General features: G+C 40.8%; 19 protein-coding genes, 2 pseudogenes and 1 riboswitch. Of the genes and pseudogenes, 7 read left to right on the top strand and 14 right to left on the bottom strand.

Going from position 1 to position 17,370, the window contains the following annotated elements:
- Positions 1 to 16: 16 nt before the first annotated feature.
- The 6 genes and pseudogenes from DDU33_RS08040 to DDU33_RS08015 all read right to left on the bottom strand — a co-directional run.
- Positions 17 to 2,362 (bottom strand): sialate O-acetylesterase, encoded by a 2,346-nt coding sequence (locus DDU33_RS08040; RefSeq protein ID WP_244175311.1) that lies wholly within the window; start codon positions 2,360 to 2,362, stop codon positions 17 to 19.
- The gene (locus tag DDU33_RS08035) at positions 2,362 to 3,567 is read right to left on the bottom strand and encodes a baseplate J/gp47 family protein (protein WP_167390540.1); all 1,206 of its coding nucleotides are present in this window, start codon (positions 3,565 to 3,567) and stop codon (positions 2,362 to 2,364) included. The genes DDU33_RS08040 and DDU33_RS08035 overlap by 1 nt, the downstream gene beginning before the upstream one ends.
- Positions 3,567 to 4,484 (bottom strand): phage GP46 family protein, encoded by a 918-nt coding sequence (locus tag DDU33_RS08030; RefSeq protein ID WP_108924321.1) that lies wholly within the window; start codon positions 4,482 to 4,484, stop codon positions 3,567 to 3,569. The genes DDU33_RS08035 and DDU33_RS08030 overlap by 1 nt, the downstream gene beginning before the upstream one ends.
- Entirely contained in the window at positions 4,468 to 5,418 is a 951-nt protein-coding gene (locus tag DDU33_RS08025; protein WP_244175310.1) for a hypothetical protein, read from the bottom strand. The genes DDU33_RS08030 and DDU33_RS08025 overlap by 17 nt, the downstream gene beginning before the upstream one ends.
- An 8-nt stretch (positions 5,419 to 5,426) precedes the next feature.
- Positions 5,427 to 5,528, bottom strand: a pseudogene (locus DDU33_RS11000) (AAA family ATPase); the annotation flags it as partial.
- Positions 5,525 to 5,629: pseudogene (locus DDU33_RS08015) on the bottom strand (transposase domain-containing protein); the annotation flags it as partial. The pseudogenes DDU33_RS08015 and DDU33_RS11000, both read right to left, overlap by 4 nt.
- A 32-nt stretch (positions 5,630 to 5,661) precedes the next feature.
- Here DDU33_RS08015 and DDU33_RS08010 point away from each other — a divergent pair.
- Together DDU33_RS08010 and DDU33_RS08005 are read left to right on the top strand one after the other, a co-directional pair.
- Positions 5,662 to 6,171, top strand: coding sequence for a DNA-binding protein (locus DDU33_RS08010; RefSeq protein WP_108924319.1), 510 nt, complete (start codon positions 5,662 to 5,664; stop codon positions 6,169 to 6,171).
- 311 nt (positions 6,172 to 6,482) lie between these two features.
- A complete protein-coding gene (locus DDU33_RS08005) occupies positions 6,483 to 7,427 on the top strand; it encodes an AraC family transcriptional regulator (protein ID WP_108924317.1) in 945 nt (314 codons plus the stop codon).
- Positions 7,428 to 7,508: 81 nt separating this feature from the next.
- On the opposite strand, the gene DDU33_RS08000 is transcribed toward DDU33_RS08005, so the two are convergent.
- Both DDU33_RS08000 and DDU33_RS07995 read right to left on the bottom strand, forming a co-directional pair.
- On the bottom strand, positions 7,509 to 7,928 hold the full coding sequence (locus tag DDU33_RS08000) for a MarR family transcriptional regulator (RefSeq protein WP_108924315.1): 420 nt from the start codon (positions 7,926 to 7,928) through the stop codon (positions 7,509 to 7,511).
- A 15-nt stretch (positions 7,929 to 7,943) separates the two neighbouring features.
- Entirely contained in the window at positions 7,944 to 8,360 is a 417-nt protein-coding gene (locus tag DDU33_RS07995) for a PACE efflux transporter (RefSeq protein WP_108924313.1), read from the bottom strand.
- Between the two features lie 192 nt (positions 8,361 to 8,552).
- Between DDU33_RS07995 and DDU33_RS07990 the strand changes: the two genes are divergently transcribed.
- Positions 8,553 to 9,944 carry a glucose/sorbosone family PQQ-dependent dehydrogenase gene (locus DDU33_RS07990; protein ID WP_108924311.1) on the top strand — a complete coding sequence of 464 codons (1,392 nt, stop codon included), beginning with the start codon at positions 8,553 to 8,555 and terminating at the stop codon, positions 9,942 to 9,944.
- An 85-nt stretch (positions 9,945 to 10,029) separates the two neighbouring features.
- Here DDU33_RS07990 and DDU33_RS07985 read toward each other — a convergent pair whose 3' ends face one another.
- Positions 10,030 to 10,452, bottom strand: coding sequence for a DUF423 domain-containing protein (locus tag DDU33_RS07985; RefSeq protein WP_108924309.1), 423 nt, complete (start codon positions 10,450 to 10,452; stop codon positions 10,030 to 10,032).
- Positions 10,453 to 10,556: 104 nt separating this feature from the next.
- A riboswitch (molybdenum cofactor riboswitch) is annotated at positions 10,557 to 10,701 on the top strand.
- Between DDU33_RS07985 and moaA the strand changes: the two genes are divergently transcribed.
- From moaA to moaE, 4 genes are all read left to right on the top strand, one after another.
- Positions 10,690 to 11,706, top strand: a complete 1,017-nt coding sequence (moaA, locus tag DDU33_RS07980) for a GTP 3',8-cyclase MoaA (protein WP_108924308.1) — start codon at positions 10,690 to 10,692, stop codon at positions 11,704 to 11,706. (Overlaps the previous riboswitch by 12 nt.)
- A gap of 113 nt (positions 11,707 to 11,819) precedes the next feature.
- Positions 11,820 to 12,299, top strand: coding sequence for a cyclic pyranopterin monophosphate synthase MoaC (gene moaC, locus DDU33_RS07975; protein WP_108924306.1), 480 nt, complete (start codon positions 11,820 to 11,822; stop codon positions 12,297 to 12,299).
- Between the two features lie 98 nt (positions 12,300 to 12,397).
- Entirely contained in the window at positions 12,398 to 12,643 is a 246-nt protein-coding gene (moaD, locus tag DDU33_RS07970) for a molybdopterin synthase sulfur carrier subunit (protein ID WP_108924304.1), read from the top strand.
- Positions 12,644 to 13,099 carry a molybdopterin synthase catalytic subunit MoaE gene (gene moaE, locus DDU33_RS07965; protein ID WP_108924302.1) on the top strand — a complete coding sequence of 152 codons (456 nt, stop codon included), beginning with the start codon at positions 12,644 to 12,646 and terminating at the stop codon, positions 13,097 to 13,099. It begins immediately after the preceding gene.
- 441 nt (positions 13,100 to 13,540) lie between these two features.
- On the opposite strand, the gene DDU33_RS07960 is transcribed toward moaE, so the two are convergent.
- From DDU33_RS07960 to DDU33_RS07940, 5 genes are read right to left on the bottom strand one after another with little or no spacing between them, the layout of a single operon-like run.
- Complete coding sequence (locus DDU33_RS07960) at positions 13,541 to 15,142, bottom strand: hypothetical protein (RefSeq protein ID WP_108924300.1); 1,602 nt, start codon at positions 15,140 to 15,142, stop codon at positions 13,541 to 13,543.
- Position 15,143: 1 nt separating this feature from the next.
- Positions 15,144 to 15,731 (bottom strand): baseplate complex protein, encoded by a 588-nt coding sequence (locus tag DDU33_RS07955; protein WP_108924298.1) that lies wholly within the window; start codon positions 15,729 to 15,731, stop codon positions 15,144 to 15,146.
- Positions 15,715 to 16,482: a hypothetical protein gene (locus DDU33_RS07950; protein ID WP_108924296.1), complete on the bottom strand. Its 768-nt coding sequence runs from the start codon at positions 16,480 to 16,482 to the stop codon at positions 15,715 to 15,717. The genes DDU33_RS07955 and DDU33_RS07950 overlap by 17 nt, the downstream gene beginning before the upstream one ends.
- A gap of 19 nt (positions 16,483 to 16,501) precedes the next feature.
- Positions 16,502 to 16,747, bottom strand: a complete 246-nt coding sequence (locus DDU33_RS07945; protein WP_108924294.1) for a DNA helicase UvrD — start codon at positions 16,745 to 16,747, stop codon at positions 16,502 to 16,504.
- Entirely contained in the window at positions 16,744 to 17,370 is a 627-nt protein-coding gene (locus DDU33_RS07940; protein ID WP_208620290.1) for a DUF4376 domain-containing protein, read from the bottom strand. Before DDU33_RS07940 ends, DDU33_RS07945 begins: the two co-directional genes overlap by 4 nt.

Here is a 17,370-nt window from a genome sequence, read left to right as displayed (position 1 = left end):
TCTCCGATAATGTTTGTTAGTTAATTTTTTCTTCAAACGCAAAGCACCAATTATGTAGCCTCCACGTACCATCAGTTGATAGATCTGTACAACTATCTCGTAAACAACCTCTTGCTCCTTTTGTAGGCCCAGAATTTCCACCCGTTCCGTTATGAAACGCATATGTAATGCAAGCTCCATCAGGAATACTTTCGTTTGTAGTAATAATGACCTTATTATTTTCTTCATCTAGAGCCACTTTTGAAATAGTTACCCCATTACCTTTATAAAGATAAAAACCATAATGTCCTGGATCTGTGACCGTCGTGGTATCAAATACCAACGGCGGATTAGGCACATTGAAGGTAATTTCTACAGTCCTAGCCCCTGTTTTATGGCATTTAATTGGACGTAATCCCAACCAATCCTCACCTTTATCCACCACAAGATGTTTTACTTTGCCATAATATTCCCCAAGAATGTCAGCGGATTTGCCGTCAATATGTATGCCATCGACGGTGTTAAACATATATTTAGGCGTTACCGCAAAAATACGTGGGTTTTCAATGCTAGCTTTGAGTTGCAAGAAAGGGGTGGTAAACAGATGTCTATCCTCTAAATTAGGACGATAGTGTGCCGCCCCCGCTGTTTGGCACATCAACATTACAGGCTTATCATTTTGCCCTGTAATCGCTTGAATTTCTGCCGTGTAGCTGTCCAACCACTCTGCAAGATTCTTGTCATAATTTGCATTTTTCTCTTTGCCATCTTGTTCCCCATGAATCACCAACATCGCCTTATAATGAGTTTTAAAAGGGGTATTTTGAACAAATTGGAAAGCTGTCATCATTTTTTCCCAAACGCCGCTTTCGCCGCCTTTTACAAGAGCAGAATATGCACGCCCACCTCGAGCTGAACCAAATACCATAATTGGCTTGTCTTTCTTCGCCAGTACTGACTTGCCAAAGTTGGACATTACGGTTTCATAGTAACGTTCTCGCAATGGGATGATACCTGTGATTTTATTATTCCATTCCTTATGCCACATAGGACCTGTGGAAACAGTAAATGCTTTATCAGAGAATGCGGTGGTTGTGGTGGCTGGATTATCCATACTTACAGCAAGGGATTGCCCTGTTAAGAAATAGCCGTCAATGTCACTTTGTTCAAACACTTGTGACACGTCGCCATTACGCCATTCGTAAGTTAAAAATAAACCACGACGCGGAGCAACATAACGAACAGCAGTCCCTGACATTTCGCAGGCTACCACGTCACCACGTTCTGTAATTTTTGTTGTTACCGTGCCTTGCTGTAAGTAAACATCACCATCTTTAATAAAACAGATGCCAGCATCGGAGATAATGCCTGCGGGGATGTACTTTTCACCCGAATTGAGTGTCTGCTCAGCTAATTTGTAATCGTTATCCGCTTCTGCTTTTACAAAACCTCGTGTTTTCGCGTAAGCCTCATCTGCAACTTGGCTCGAAATTTCATTTTTTAGCTGAGACTTTGACTTTTCACTAAGCGTCACATCTGACAAATCAAGCGAATTTAAGGCTTGAGTAAAAGTTTCGTTCAACTTACCTAATGCATATTCGCTCGCCACCTTAGTTTGTGACGAACCTGCGATTTGGTGTGACAAATCAACATCAGTAAGTAATTTTTCAAGTGTCCAAATATCATCATCAGTTAAAAGGTCATTAACTCTTAAATAATGTAGTCCGTAGCCGCGGGTTAATAATTGAGCAACTTGTTTTCCTACAGAGGCATACTGAATCCCCGAATAATCCCCGGCAGCTAATCCGAGTTTTTCAAGCAATTCAGGAGAAGAGAATGCAAGGAATTTACTATAGGTTTTATCAGATGAAATATCATCACTTTCAGGAGTAATCGTATGTAAATCAAAATCCACAACTCGTTTCCATCGATGACGTTTAGCCGTGATAACGGTATGACGATTATCATCTTTTGAGATAGTGTCTTGCATATCTGCGTAAAATACACCGCCAAGATTATCTCCTGCTATGATAGATTTAACAAAAATACGCTGACCTTGTACTTCAGGTTCGATTTTGCGTAGCTCGTCAAACGACTCGACTTGCCCAATGAATTTAAAACCATCAGCTTTTGACAATTTATCTGCAAATAGCATTTTCAAAATTGCTTGTACTAGCTGAGTTGTATCCGCTTTTTTAGGCTCAATCCCTGCCTCATGCAGGATATTTAATAATTCAGCCTGGATAATATTAAACCAGTGAGCTCCAGGATAACTTGGTGCATTACCATCACGGCCCTCCGTAAACCATAGCGGAGTGGTGCTAAATACTTCTGGGATTTCGGGCATTTGCTGGATGCCTGATTTATTGTCCAATGCGTACATTACGGGGTGTCCTTATACATAAAAACCATCTCAATATCAGCGTTACTGTAACGCTTTAAGATCTCTTGTAATTCTTGATTTCTGTCCACTTCATCTGTTGGATTAGTGGGCAGTTTCTCGGTGTAGATAAAAATCCGCCAAGCATTCTCATGCTCATAAAGCGGGTACATGCAATCGCTAAGCAACTGCACATCATTAGCTGGATAAATCACACTATTATCAACTTCACCTGCCGTATTTGATACTGCTGCCCGAATTTGTGAGAGATAGAGCAACGCACCAACACCAGCATTTGACAGATAAGCTTGTAAGCTCTTACGGACTGCTTGGCGTAGTGTTGCCGTATCCGGTGAGATACGCACCGAGAAATTGACAGTTTGAAATTGTGGTGCAAAAACATAAAGTTCAACATTTGCCGGCATTCCCTCAAATTGGCCAGTAGCCTCATTTTTATGCCCACTAATGTAGGCTTTAACACGAGCAATATCTTCCGCAGTTGGCAAAATGTCATCTCGGTCATCACAAGCAAATGCCACACCAACAGATCCACCACCTAAATAACGCGGAAAACACCATGCACGAGTTACACCGGCGACTTCTGTTGCCCAGCGCACATAATCGTGCGGAGCACCACCTGCCGGCGGATTTTGTACCCGGTAAATCAAGCGTGCCAATAGACGAGACAGTGGCTCAATATCTGCACCACCTGTTATCGCTTTGACTTTGGCCGTCGATTGCACGCCTAAAATCGCAGATGTGAGTGCCAATGATGTTCCTACTGCTAAATTGCCTTCTGCCCCTTCTGTTTCACACAGCACTGCAATCTCACTATTCCCAGTATTTACGACATTTTCTGTCGTCGTGACAAAAGTTAGTCCTGTTACACTATCTTCAAAAACTGTGCCTGCCGGAATGGTTGATTCTCGGGCTGCGGTAACAGTAATCACGCCAGTCGCCTTAGTCGCTTGCTTGCGGATAATGCCTTTATAAAGGCAGTATTCAATCAGATATTCTTCTTCGGCGGTGGTCGGGATAATTTGCCGAGCGAGCCAATCAAGGTGCATATGCTCACCGGCACTTAATGCCGCACAAATGCGGTTAATTACCGTGAGCACGTTATTGCGTTTGAGCGATGGGAAACGATGCTGGAACTGCTGTTCGCCTTGTCGGATAAGGGTTGATAAGGTTGGGGATTGATATGCCATCACACACTCCAGCTTGCGTTAAAGGTTCGTTGCTCGGTGCTGCCATCAGGCAACACCACAGAAATCTCTAACAGCAGGACAGAGTGTTTAGGGTTAGATGCAACCACTTGATAACTGCGCACCACACCGTCAGCAATCATCCATTTTAAGGCTTGCTCGGCATAGCGTTGGGCATCATCAAGGATCTCGGGGAGTTGTTTAGAGCGGCTCAACGTCCATAATTTTGAGCCCATTTGATAGTCATCAGTGTTGTAAGAATCACCCCACCAGCCACGCTCGTTACCGACACGCAAGTCAGTAAAACGTTGATGCCAACTGTCGGTTTGCTCCAACTCTAACAAATTCACGCCAAGTGTTAATTCGCCTACATGCTTAGTGCTTGGTTCGGTAAAAACCAAGTTACCATTGACATCAGATGTGACTAATACACCTTTATGTCGTGCGATCTTGCTGAGATTATCAAACGCCGTTTCACCCGGCTCGACTTGCCAAACCGGGATACGTTCATTAGCTTCTGGTGTATTGACTGACCACACCACGTTGATGCCAAAAGGTTTGCAAATTGCTTCGGCAATTTGCTTAGCGGTTTGATTTTTAAACTGGTAACTATTGTGGATAATGGCACAGTCCACCAAATCACAAGTTTTGTCTCGGCCGTTGATTAGGATAGTTTTATTTGCCCCATCAATACTTTGCTTTCGCTCGTCTAAATAGCCGGTGATGATTGGCTGCCCACCGATTTTAAGCACCAATGCTGAGCCGGCAGCAAGTCCGGACATATCATCAGTGGGACGTACTGCCACGCCCAAATCAAAACGCCCACTCATTGACTCCAACGAGCGTTGCACATTGATTGTTTTCCACCCCGAAAATATTTTGCCGTTCAAATATAGTTCCACTTTAATTTGATCTGTCATTTAAGACCTCTATCGTTGTGCCACCTAAACAAAATAGCGGGTGTGATATGCCATTACGCAATGCTAATCGCTTCCAACTTTTGGCATTGCCTGTATGCTGATATTCAAGTAACATCGTTGGATAGGTATCTTTTAATGTAACCTCAACTGCATTAGCCAGTTGCTCACCACGTACTCGCAAATCTTTAAGTAAAATTAAGCGATAATTTTCAAGTGCCTGATAGCTTTCCCACTGTTCTGCATCGGCATTATCTAAAATGACTTTATCAAGTTGCTCGTCAATATCAGCGATATAACGGCTTACATCCGTTTTTGACTCAATCAAGCCCGCAACGGTATCTTCAGTAACCACTTTTTGTGCCACTGAATCGGTTACTGCCTCGGATATTGCTTTACCATATTCCACCGCCATCGTAGATAGCACTAATCGCTTCAATACAAAAGTTGTTTTGTGCATCAATGCATCAAAAATTTCTTGTTCGTGTAAGTTACTAAACTGACGGCTTAAAATCTCCGATTCGCTCACATTGTTGATTTTAGCAACCATCATTGCATCAAGTGTGCTTTTTGCAATTTCAGACTTACCTAAAGTAAGTTGATTTAGAGCCGAATCAACCGAATCGGTGATCACAATGTGCTGTACAAACTGCCTTTTTGAATGTACCGCACTTTTTGTATTTAGCTTGGTCAGTGCCTGTAACTCTGTTGCTAATACTTTAGGTGTAAGCAGCAATCCATAAAGATTATTTTTAATCGACAATGCTTTATCTTTGATTGCAGTTAATCCACTTACCGTATTAGCAATACCATCAAACACAGATTCAATAAAAATGATTGTGGTATCTGCCAAGCGGAATACAGGGTTATCTGCATAAAGCGTGGCCAGTTTTTCGGTAGCAAACTCATAGCCGCCTTTTTCTAATGCTTCTACCACCGGTTTTTCTTTGCTACTCGACTCCAAAGTCGAGCGTAAGCATCATCGTGTCTAATACCGCCTTTCATTCGGGTATAAACTTTATCGTTTCCAACTAGCACTAATCCCATACACGTTCAATCGGCTTCGCCTGCCCATGTCCTTCACCATATAAAACGCTGGTGAAATGCACTTCAATACCCAAAATCGGCAGAATACCTTTCGGGTCAACGGCGATGGTTATCAAACATTACAAGAAAAGCAATGAATGAAGGTTGGAAGAAAAGAGATGTAAAAGGTGTGAAAGGTGGTGGGTTTGAATACCACTACACTTCATTCCCAGAAAGCGTACAGCAAGCGTTAGGGTTTACAGTGAGCCAGCCAAAACAACCAAATCAAACTCGTGATGATTTTATTGTACAAACGCCCTCTGGAGGTGAGTTTGGCGTGGAATTGAAAACTCAGCGTTTAAAGGGGGAAGCGGTAAACATTGATGAATTACGACAAGCCATTGCGTTAATTGAAGAAGCTGTTGTACAAATCGGCAAGGCTCGCCCGAGTGAACTGAATAATATTGAGTGGCATTTGATACAATGTTTTCGTTCAGCAAACGAGCAAGGACGTGTGGCTATTCTGAATATAGCTGAAACGATGGCTGCCATTCAAGATAAAGAAGAGGCGAGTAATCATAAATACAATCGCAATGGCTGCCATAATCGCTGTAGATACAAAAACGTGTTCAGCATTTTGCGGATAAAGCTCATTGGGTGGTAAAGGGGTGTTAAACGCTAAATCTTTAGCGGTATGCACCACGCCTGTGGCGGTTTCGTTGGCAAATGTGGCGGTGGAAGCCAGCCACGTGCCCGCCCCCAAAGTGAGAGATTTTAATGATAAGTTATGCATTATTATGTACTCCTAATTTTCAATTATTACTTGTCAGCAAATGCCACAGAAAATATTTTGTAGCGTTTGCTTGATGTGCTCATTATAGGGAATGCCAGTTATCAGTGTTATTTCATTCTTGCAAAGGATTTGCACAATCTTGCAAATTTTATTACTCTGTATAAAAATTCGAGAAAACAAAAATGACAGCACAGCTTTATCAAGAAATCCGTGAACTATTTGACTTTTCAACACAGGAAGGCTTAATTGAAACTTCTATTCCAGACGTTACTTTTTATCACACCACCAAAAAGGAAATATGGAATACTTACCTGCAATACTCTGGCGGTTGCTTGATATTGCAAGGTTCACATAAAGTGCAAGTGGGGAACGAAATATATGAATGCCATGCTGGAGATTATGTCTGCTATTCTGTGGATACCCCCGTATCGGTAGAATTTTTTGGCACAGAAGATACGCCTTATCTGGATATTCGCTTAAAATTTGATTTGGATATTTTAAAAGATGTGATGGATGAAATGACAGCGGCCGGTATGCGTTTTCCATCAACGACTCAGTTTCAGCCCATTAGCCAAATTAGCCCTGAAGAATTACGCACTGTGCTTACTACTTTAGATTTATTAAAAGATCCCAATGCCATCAAAATTGGCTGGTCGGCAATGATGAAAATCCATTGCTATTATTTGCTCCGAAGTGAACAAGGCAGTTTATTACGCAAAATGTTGATTCAAGAAAGCAAAACTAATCGCATTTCAAAAGTGGTTGAGTTACTTAAAAATCACTATGCAGAACCTTTTAATATTGAAAAATTAGCACAAGAAACGGGCATGAGCTTATCGAGCTTTCACGCTAAATTTCGTCAAATGACAGGTATGACTCCGCTTCAATATCAAAAGAATCTTCGTATGATTCATGCTAATTTTCTTTTGAAATCAAAAGCTCATCGAGTGTCAGAAGTGGCCTATCAAGTGGGTTATGAAAGCCTTCCGCAATTCAGTCGAGAATATAAACGCTGCTATGGGCATTCGCCACAACAGGATTTACAAATCCACCAAGAATTAGAAGCCATTGAAATTGTCGGCTTACGTTTGCCTGAAGCGATTTTAAATTTCTCGGAAGCAAAATAAACAAATAAGCGGTAAGATCAGATTTTCTATTAGCTTTTGCAAATATTTGCTGAAATTTTACCGCTTAAAAATGTATTAATCCTACCGTAATTGCTTATCTAACATTGTTAGTACAATTTCCGTATTCGATAGTAGTTTTTCAAAATCCACCATACCAAATTGCTGGCTGACTTGCAATTCTGCTTCGGTTAGCCGAGCAATAATCGGATCGATAAAGTGTTTACCTCTTTCGCTTAAATCAATCAATTTACTGCGCTTGTCGGTTTCATCGGGCATAAAAATTAAAAAGCCTTTCTGATCCAATTGCTTACAAACAGACGTTACCGTCTGTTTCGGCAAGCTCCATTTATCGCCAATAGCGGTCGGCGAAGTTGCCCCATAACGACCAATGGAATACAAAAAATGTAATTCATTTAGGGTAAGTTGATGTTGTTTGGCAACAGCCGCATAAATGCCCGATAATTTTGCCGCCAATTCCACCAATTTATCAAAAGGATTCATACTTTCTCCTTTTTGTTAAGCTCTTGCGTTAATAATTTTCGCTCGAATAATATCGTATATCCAGTTAAAAATCAGGGCGTAAACCATAATGGTTAGGCTTAATCCAATATCGGCAATAAATGCATGCCAAAGACTTAAATCTAATAAATATGCCACTACCGGAATGGTAAAAATCAGCAAAGTACATTCAAAACACACCGTGTGCAGAATACGCAATTTCAAACCACGTTCTTCACGTTTTCCTGTGGCAAATTTATCAAACACATAATTGAAGAAAAAGTTAAGCACCATCGCCATGACTGACATGGTAATGCCCGTCCCTGCTGCAGCCTCTAAACTAAAGTCGCCAGCCAATAATACTGCAACTGCACCAATTGCCATCGCACCAATTTCAAATAATACCGAATGAAAAATACGTTCCCAAACTTTCATAGAAATAATCCTATATCGTACTAGATAATTTAGATTAGTACGATATAGGATTAAATGCAAGGCTTTTTTTAAATTCTTACTTTCCATATTTTGTATTTCTCACTGCAATTTTTCCTACTTCTTGTTATATCGTGCGAATTTTGATTAAGATAAAATACCTCAAAACCTTTTACCCTTTTAAAGGAAAACAACATGAAAAAAACAATTCTTGCGACACTTATTTTAATGTCCACAGCAAGCTATGCCAAGGTTGAAAACCCAACCGTTAATACAAGCGAAGCAAATTATAAAGCGAGCGTCTTGATCGATAATCTCAACAATCCGTGGGATATGGTATGGGGCGCAGATGGCAATATCTGGGTAACGGAGCGCCAAGGTAAACACATTTCTATCGTTAATCCTGAAACAGGGGCACATAAAGTGCTTTATACTTTAGAGAATGCTTTTGTTGCTCCCCCACATCAAGGCGTATTAGGTTTAGCACTCCACCCAAATTTTATGAAAGGTAGCAATGAAGATTACGTCTATGCCTACTACACCTATTCGGTTAAAGGAGAAAAATCAGAATTTAGTCGTATTGTGCGTTTAACTTACGATCCGAAAACACAAACGTTAAGCAATGAAATTACCGTATTAGACAAATTACCAGCCAATGACGATCACACGGCGGGTCGCTTAATTTTCGATAAATCGGGCAAACTATTGCTTACTCTTGGCGACAGCGGTTACAACCAATTTGGTAACAGTTGTAAAGAAATCCGTTCACAAATGATCCCAAGTGCTGATGAATTGGCAAAACAAGATTTTGATAAATACCGTGGCAAAATGTTGCGTATCAATTTAGACGGTTCAATCCCAACTGATAACCCTGAAATCAAGGGGGTGAAAAGCCACGTTTTCGCTTACGGGTTACGTAATCCGCAAGGCATGGTTTATGCCGGTGATAAACTCTTTGGGATCGATCAAGGCCCGGGTACCGATGATGAAATCAACTTAATGGAAGTTGGGGGTAACTACGGTTGGCCACATATTGCGGGTTATCAAGATAATCAAGCGTACCGCTATGTAAACTATTCAACGGTAGAAAATTGTGCCAATGCGCCAATGTATGATGGAACCACTGTGCCGGAAGGCGTGAAAGTAGAAGCCCAAAAAGAAACCGATGCAAAATTAGATAATTTTAAAGAACCAATGAAAACGTTTTATACCGTACCAAATGGTTATAACTTCCACGATCCGAAATGTAATGGGGAATATGTTTGCTGGCCAACCGTAGCAACAACTAGCATTGCCTACTACCCGAAAGACGGTAAAATCAAAGAATTCCAAAATTCATTGTTAGTTACCGGTGTGAAAACAGGTACGCTCTATCGCTTACCATTAGATGCAGATGCCAAACAAGTACAAGGCGAGGTAGTTACCCATTTCCGTACCGACAACCGCTACCGTATGGTGCTTGTTAGCCCTGATACAAGCAAAATTTATGTCGCGACCGATAATGCGGGTTACATTATGGGTAAAGATAGCGTACCAACCAAAGAAATGGCAAACAAAGGCGCAATTTTAGTATTTGAAGCGAAGTAAATTCAGCTTTCATTTTCCATCAGGCGAAGTCATCTTCGCCTGATTTTTTTGCAAAATTTTCGATGATTTCAACCGCTTGTGAAAGCTAAAAAGAAGAATTTGGCTCATTCAAAAAGCGATTTCTTAAACTAATATAAGCCAATGCTCCCCAGCCAATCATGAAGAAAACGCCCCCAATCGGCGTACTCCAAACAAACCATGGCGCCCCAACCAAAGCAAGGCTATAAAGGCTTCCGCTAAACAATAAAATGCCTAATGCCCAACTGCCACCAATGATATTAAAAGCTTTTGCTCGGCAAGCGGGCGGATTTTGTGATTGATTTGCAATTTGGAACAAACCTAATCCAAACAATGCTAAGGTGTGAAACATTTGATATTGCAAGCCCGTTGCAATCCAATCAAGCGCTTTAGGTTCTAATGTTTTCTGTAATGCATGGGAAGCAAAAGCACCAAATGCAATACAAAAAAATCCGCTGAATGCGGCAACAGCTAAAAATTTGTTTTTCATTTTTCCTCCTGATAAAAAGTAATCGTTTAGCAAAAAACTTTTTGTTTTCTACCGCTTGTTAGCTATTGCTTTATTTTATGACCTCTTTAAAATAGAGTAAATTTATCCATAACAGACTCCGAGCTTGTTTTCCTAAGTCAAAATCAAAACGATATGGAAGCAATGCCAGAATTATAACGAATAATTCAATGGTTCGCTGAGAAATTATCGAGCCACTCGTGTTTAGAAAGGTGTCAAATGCAAATTCCAATTAAACAGATTGGGAACGATTCCACTTCTTTGATCGACCGTTTCCAACGTCAATACACTTATTTACGGTTGTCGATTACCGATGTCTGTAACTTTCGTTGCAACTATTGTTTGCCCGAGGGTTATCGTCCGCCGTCGCATAAACAAACCTTTCTGTCTGTCGATGAAATTCAACGTGTTGCTCAAGCATTTGCCAATTTAGGTACGGAAAAAATCCGTATTACCGGTGGCGAGCCGACCTTACGCAAGGATTTTTTAGAGATCGCTCATCGTATTTCACAAACGTCTGGTATTCGCCAAATTGCACTTACCACCAACGGCTATCGAATGGAACGTGATGTTGAGTTGTGGCAACAAGCTGGGATTACCCATTTGAATGTGAGTGTTGATAGCCTTGACCCACGTCAATTTCATTTGATTACGGGGGAAAATAAGCTGACGACGGTGTTAAACGGTATTGATCGAGCCTTTGAGATTGGCTATAAAAAAGTCAAAGTGAATGCCGTATTGATGAAACAATATACCGCTAAAGGTTTGGACGATTTCTTGCGTTGGATTAAAGATCGCCCCATTCAAATGCGGTTTATTGAGTTAATGGAAACCGGCGAAATGGATCACTTTTTCCAGCAACAGCACCTTTCAGGGCAATCCATTTTAGAACGATTAACCCAAGAAGATTGGCAATTACAACCTAAAGCGATGTCTGATGGACCTGCAAAGGTTCTCGCCCACCCTGATTATCAAGGGGAAATTGGTTTGATTATGCCTTATGAAAAGAATTTCTGTGCCAGCTGTAACCGCTTGAGAGTGTCGGCACTAGGCAAATTACACCTATGTTTGTTCGGCGAAGAAGGAATTGATATTCGGGATTTATTGCAATCGGACGAGCAACAATTTCAACTCGAAGCCAGATTAAAATCCGCCCTACAAGGCAAGCGTGAACACCATTATTTGCATATTGGCGATAGTGGCGTGAGAAATAATTTGGCGTCGATTGGGGGATAATCTGTAGGGACACACTGCGTGTGTCCATTTCCTGATTTTTCAAAAATATATTTAATTAATGCGGACACACGCAGTGTGTCCCTACATCATTGATATTTTACAAAGAGAAACCAATGAACACCTTTACCCATATAAACCAAAACGGCGAAGCCAATATGGTTGATGTTTCCTCCAAACAAGACAGTGTGCGAGAAGCTCGTGCGGAAGCCTTTGTGACAATGAACCCTGAAACGTTACAGATGATCATTTCGGGCAACCACCACAAAGGCGATGTTTTTGCGACGGCTCGCATTGCGGGTATTCAAGCAGCAAAAAGAACGTGGGAATTAATCCCTCTTTGCCACCCACTTCTGCTTTCTAAAGTGGAAGTGCAACTCGAAGCCTTGCCCGAAAAAAATCAGGTGCGGATTGAAGCCCTATGCAAACTCTCGGGCAAAACCGGCGTAGAAATGGAAGCCTTAACCGCAGCCAGTGTCGCTGCTTTGACGATTTATGATATGTGCAAAGCGGTACAAAAAGATATGGTAATTGAACAAGTGCGATTACTCAGTAAAAGCGGTGGGAAATCGGGCGATTTTGTCGCAAAACCATAACATTTTGTAGGGGCAAATCATATTTGCCCCGATAATTCAAAATATCACAAGGGCGAATGTAATTCGCCCCTACAAATTATTGATAAGATTAGTTAAAAATGATTAAAGTACTCTTTTTCGCCCAAACCCGTGAATTAGTGGGCGTAGATAGCTTAGAGGTTGAAGCAACCTTTGCCACTGCGGAGCAACTCCGCCAGCACCTATCTGAAACCAATAATAAATGGGCGTTAGCGTTACAAGCAGGGAAATTATTAGTTGCCATCAATCAAACTATTTCTCCTTTGTCTGCTGAAATTAAAGACGGTGACGAAGTCGCATTCTTTCCGCCAGTAACAGGGGGCTAAATGGAACAAACTCTTATTCGGGTTCAACAAGATCCCTTCGATCAGAATGCGATCTATAAATGGCTGAGTGAGCAACATTCCGTTGGAGCAACTACCCTTTTTGTCGGCAAAGTGCGTGAAATGAATTTGGGCGATAGTGTGTCAGGTTTATACTTGGAACACTACCCTGCAATGACTGAAAAAGCCTTGCGAGAAATTGTCGATGAAGCAAGAAGCCGTTGGGAATTGCAACGTGTTGCGGTTATTCACCGTATCGGACAACTTTATACGGGTGATGAAATTGTCTTAGTCGGTGTCAGTTCCGCCCATCGTGGCGATGCCTATCACGCTAATGAATTTATTATGGATTATCTCAAAACTCGAGCACCGTTTTGGAAGCGAGAAACAACCCTAGGTGGAGAACGTTGGATTGAAGGGCGTGAGAGTGATTTTACTGAAGTGAAAAAATGGGAATAATTTTTCTTAGTGGCTGTTAGGTGGCTGTTATAAATTTTATTTTTACTCTTAACTGTAAAATATTTTCATCTTTTTTATACGTAAAATATAGTATTCTGTTCTCACACAACGTATCTTAGAATCAAATAAATAAAAACTGATCTCTATTACGTGGAAAATACTGAAAATATTCGCAATTTTTACAGCTAAGATCCCTATAACGTGAACAATGTTCAAGCCTTATACAATAAAGCTTTATTCGATCTTTATTACGTGTAATTTGACTGAAAAAACGTTAATTTTCGTTATAAATTTCGCGGGGGAGGAAGTGCTTTTTACGTGCCGTCGATGTTTACGTGAAAGTTTTCCGTGATATTGATGTGCTAAGTTGCAAGCTATCTTACAAACAACCTTATAAGCTCCTGTATCATATAAAAAAGCCACGCATTAGCGTGGCTTGCACTATTCAATAATCGGCGTTAGTTTAGATTTTGCTTCCGTGGCTTTCGTGCCGTATTGCTTTATACTTGATTTGTTACTCGGTTCCGGTCCACCGTTATGATTATGAGAACTTACTGCATCTGCCAAATCTGCAACGATTTGGCATAAATCTTCAAGAATTCTAAATATATTCTGCCCTGCGGTTCCCATGTAACTTAGAGGGGCAACAAACTTATTCTTTGCGTCTGATACCCTCTCGGCAACACCCTGAATACGTTCATTCATCTTACCACCCACACCAACGGATTTATTACTTGCAGTTACGCTTTCAATATTTCCCAGCACATGAGTAGTTTTATTACCGCCTATCGTTTTTGTATCGTCTGAATCAATATTACGTGTAGATGTACCGATGTTCTTTGTTTCTGTATCAGTCTCGATTACTCGCTCAAAAGATTTATCGGTAATCCGCTGATCGGTTTCACGAGTTTTATTCCCTGCTGAATCTGTGCGTTCGTAAACTTCCGGGCGTTGCTGTTTAAGTTGTTCGCCGATTGCAACCGCTGGCACAGTCTTGCCTTGCGCTAACATTGTCCGCACGAACGGCTTATCCGAGCGGCCGTAGGCAAATCCTACTTCTACAATAGTTCCCACTTCAGGGAAAGCAAAATCGCCACCTTGTGAACCTGTACTTGTAACCGGTAACGGAACAGCCGGATAAACAGGCGTATTTTTATCTTCATTACCGTCTTCATCCAGTAATTGCAATTCTACGGCATACTTCGGACGATATGGATCAGAAATATCACCACCTTTTGACGGGTCGGCAATCCCTACAACTTTTGCATATTTCGGCAAATGATAACCTCCGGCAAGTTCCGGGAAAGCATTTTCAATTTGGCGTTGCTCCGGTGTTTTCTGCAAAGGCTTACTATTTTCGTCCAGATTATCCCAAGACAAAATATAGTCATCTCCTCGCAACTCTACTTTCTTGATTCTGTTACCGTTTATCATTGCACCCGGTCGAATTGCTGCGGTAATCGGTATTGTCATATCATTGCTGCCGCTGATTAATGCATCATCATTGTCTAAATCAACATCTTTACCATACCAACGGCTATCATTGTGCGAGCCGATAAATAATGAGCCGTCCGGCGATTGTTGCCACATATAATTATGTATTTGGAACTGTCGCCCGATATTATGCAGTAATTGATAACCGCTACCACTATGCGTAAATAGCGGAATCGGTTTATCTGCGTATTCAGCCGTTGGAATTTTGACTTCAATTCCGACCGCTTGTGTAAGCCATTCGCCCATTTCTCGTAGTGTGACGTGGCGATGAGAACAACTAAGTGGACGTTCAAAGATTGCTACCAACTCCCGAATAAACAGTTTTTTATAACCACTTTCTGCTGATTGCTCTCGTTCTACGAATCCATTGAACCATTGATAATAATTATCGTATTCTCCCAGTTCGAACATTACTTTTTTGCCGACACAATCATCATCTGTTTGAACTGTGATATAGCCTCGTCCTGTATTATTTAACTCTAAAATAATATGTTCGCTAGATAACTCGACTTCTTTTCCGTCTAATAGGACCGTTTTTATAATTTTCATCTTACGCACCTATCCAGTCATCAATTTTTTTAGATACTGAATTATCCTCTGTTTGTACTTTCTCTGGTTTAGCTGATGTATTTTGAGGATTTTTACCGGCGGTTGTATTTGTTGTCGCTTTACTTGCTGATTTAGCCTTTTCGCTTTGTGTTTTAGCTTTCGGTTTTTTCTTGCGACTTTCTTTTTTCTCAGCGACTGAATTTACTTCTTTCAGCTTGAAAGATACATTCCACGCTAATCTATTACCGGCATCAACAGCACTAACATCATCGCTAAATTGCACTTCACGCATATTGACCGCTTCTGCAATGATCGCCGATACACGATATTTTACTTGTTCGCCTTTGCCACTTTCCGCTTCTGCCAGCTGGAATAGCTGAGTAAGCCATTCTTTATGGCTATATGGAATTACACCACTTACATTCAATTCCTTCGCTTTTACGCCTTTATCTGATTTTTTCGTACTTGATTTCTGTCCGCTCATATCTTTTTCTTCTCGGCGGACTGATACTGTCATAAGAATATTATGTAAATAAATTGGCTTGCCGTTTAATGCTAATTGCACGCTTGGTTTACGCTGTACCGTCATTTAACATCTCCTTTATTGCGGTAAGATTATTACCAACAAACATAATGCAAGCGGTAAAAACATTGCTCGCATTTGGTAAATTTAAGTTTATCTTTGATGCTGCCGATTCTAAGTAGCCGAATGAATGAAAAGCATACACCTGTGCTTGTGCTGTAAGTAATTGATTTACTTTTGCTTCATTTCGTTGTTCTCGCTCTGCTTTCATTGCAATTAATTTTTGAATTGCTTGCAATGGATTACCGCTTGTTACTGCACTCGCCATAGATTGTGCATTACGCATAATACTTTGCAACGTTCTTGCCGAACTTGGTGTAATATCGGCTGTGTTACAAAATGCCGGACTAGCAATCATCGGCATTTTAACCATTTTGGTTTCTTGTAGTGTTTTTGATGATTTTGCATAATCTAACGCCTGCTTAAAGGTCGGTTCCGGCAATAACAGACAAACTCTTTCGAGTTGATCAATGAATACATCAATATCGCTACTTGTCACCATAATCAATAGCGTATCTTGTTCGCCTTGAGGTCGGTTAGTGTCTGAATAATCCGTTAATTTTTGCAAAAATACCTTTACTGCATTTTCCGGCGATAAATACCGGTTTGAATTTTCGGTTATGCCGTGTGACCAGTTATGCACACCTACCTTTGTCCCTGTCACAGATAAAGAAAAAGGGGTTACTACCCCTTTTAAATTATTATCTAGTGCGGTTTTTGCCTGTGGGGATAGTTTTAATAATTGTTTTTTCCACATAAATTAAACCTGCTTATTATTAAATTGCTTGAAATTCAGTAGGATATTGGCGACGCTTAATTTCGCTTTCGTACGCTGTTTTACAATGCAATTTGTCAAAAAATAACGCATTTACACATTTTTCGGCAATAACCCACTTTTTCTTGCCTTTCACCGCACCGCGATAGCAACGACTTGAGATTGTTTCGTCTGCTGCTCCGGCAAAGATTGCGTTAGCAAGTTGATCTAGTGCAATCAATAAATGATATAAGTATTTATTTTTCATTTTTGTTCCTCTAAATATTCTTGATAAGTTTTTGCCCAACCGCTTGAATAATCATACTCAAGTGGATTTTCCATTTTCTCAAGTGTCGCCTTGTGCTGACGTGCTACAGTGTGATTGTGACTTTCGGCTTGTAAAATTGTGGCAATAACTGCTGTGAGTTGAGGTTTACCGAAATTCTCCACTTCGGTGTTATCAGCACACGTCCAGCTCACGGTCATTTCGCTTCTGACTAAATCCATAGTCGCTTTCAATCCAAGTAGTTTAGATTGTGCTTTAGCGTCCGAATCAAACCACTTTCCGAGCGTTTCGACATACACACCACCTGCTGATTTTTCATCTCGCAATGCGTTGATTTTTTCTCGCATTTTTGCAATTTCTTCGGATTTTTTGACCGCTTGTTGTTCGGGCGTGATAATCCATTCTTTGCCATTGTAAGTGTGATATTTAGATGGTCGCACGCTTGTAAGCGTAAGTGTGTCATTCATTAATACAATTTCTTTTCCACTGTTTCTACCAGCAGTCAGTAATTGGTATTCTTTTTCCGAAACCTTAATAGCTGTTTTCGGAATTTCGTTAATACCTTCTACCAAGAAGGACTTTTGGTTTACGTCAAAAAAATACAC

The organism is Actinobacillus porcitonsillarum (genome assembly GCF_003101015.1).
Taxonomy (GTDB): Bacteria; Pseudomonadota; Gammaproteobacteria; order Enterobacterales; family Pasteurellaceae; genus Haemophilus_A; species Haemophilus_A porcitonsillarum.
This window is presented reverse-complemented; position numbering and strand designations above follow the sequence as displayed.

Bases quoted from the DNA above. Each gene is read 5' to 3' on its own strand.
- DDU33_RS08040 (WP_244175311.1), bottom strand. From the start codon at position 2,362: ATGTACGCATTGGACAATAAATCAGGCATCCAGCAAATGCCCGAAATC.
- DDU33_RS08035 (WP_167390540.1), bottom strand. From the start codon at position 3,567: ATGGCATATCAATCCCCAACCTTATCAACCCTTATCCGACAAGGCGAA.
- DDU33_RS08030 (WP_108924321.1), bottom strand. From the start codon at position 4,484: ATGACAGATCAAATTAAAGTGGAACTATATTTGAACGGCAAAATATTT.
- DDU33_RS08010 (WP_108924319.1), top strand. From the start codon at position 5,662: ATGAATGAAGGTTGGAAGAAAAGAGATGTAAAAGGTGTGAAAGGTGGT.
- DDU33_RS08005 (WP_108924317.1), top strand. From the start codon at position 6,483: ATGACAGCACAGCTTTATCAAGAAATCCGTGAACTATTTGACTTTTCA.
- DDU33_RS08000 (WP_108924315.1), bottom strand. From the start codon at position 7,928: ATGAATCCTTTTGATAAATTGGTGGAATTGGCGGCAAAATTATCGGGC.
- DDU33_RS07995 (WP_108924313.1), bottom strand. From the start codon at position 8,360: ATGAAAGTTTGGGAACGTATTTTTCATTCGGTATTATTTGAAATTGGT.
- DDU33_RS07990 (WP_108924311.1), top strand. From the start codon at position 8,553: ATGAAAAAAACAATTCTTGCGACACTTATTTTAATGTCCACAGCAAGC.
- DDU33_RS07985 (WP_108924309.1), bottom strand. From the start codon at position 10,452: ATGAAAAACAAATTTTTAGCTGTTGCCGCATTCAGCGGATTTTTTTGT.
- moaA (WP_108924308.1), top strand. From the start codon at position 10,690: ATGCAAATTCCAATTAAACAGATTGGGAACGATTCCACTTCTTTGATC.
- moaC (WP_108924306.1), top strand. From the start codon at position 11,820: ATGAACACCTTTACCCATATAAACCAAAACGGCGAAGCCAATATGGTT.
- moaD (WP_108924304.1), top strand. From the start codon at position 12,398: ATGATTAAAGTACTCTTTTTCGCCCAAACCCGTGAATTAGTGGGCGTA.
- moaE (WP_108924302.1), top strand. From the start codon at position 12,644: ATGGAACAAACTCTTATTCGGGTTCAACAAGATCCCTTCGATCAGAAT.
- DDU33_RS07960 (WP_108924300.1), bottom strand. From the start codon at position 15,142: ATGAAAATTATAAAAACGGTCCTATTAGACGGAAAAGAAGTCGAGTTA.
- DDU33_RS07955 (WP_108924298.1), bottom strand. From the start codon at position 15,731: ATGACGGTACAGCGTAAACCAAGCGTGCAATTAGCATTAAACGGCAAG.
- DDU33_RS07950 (WP_108924296.1), bottom strand. From the start codon at position 16,482: ATGTGGAAAAAACAATTATTAAAACTATCCCCACAGGCAAAAACCGCA.
- DDU33_RS07945 (WP_108924294.1), bottom strand. From the start codon at position 16,747: ATGAAAAATAAATACTTATATCATTTATTGATTGCACTAGATCAACTT.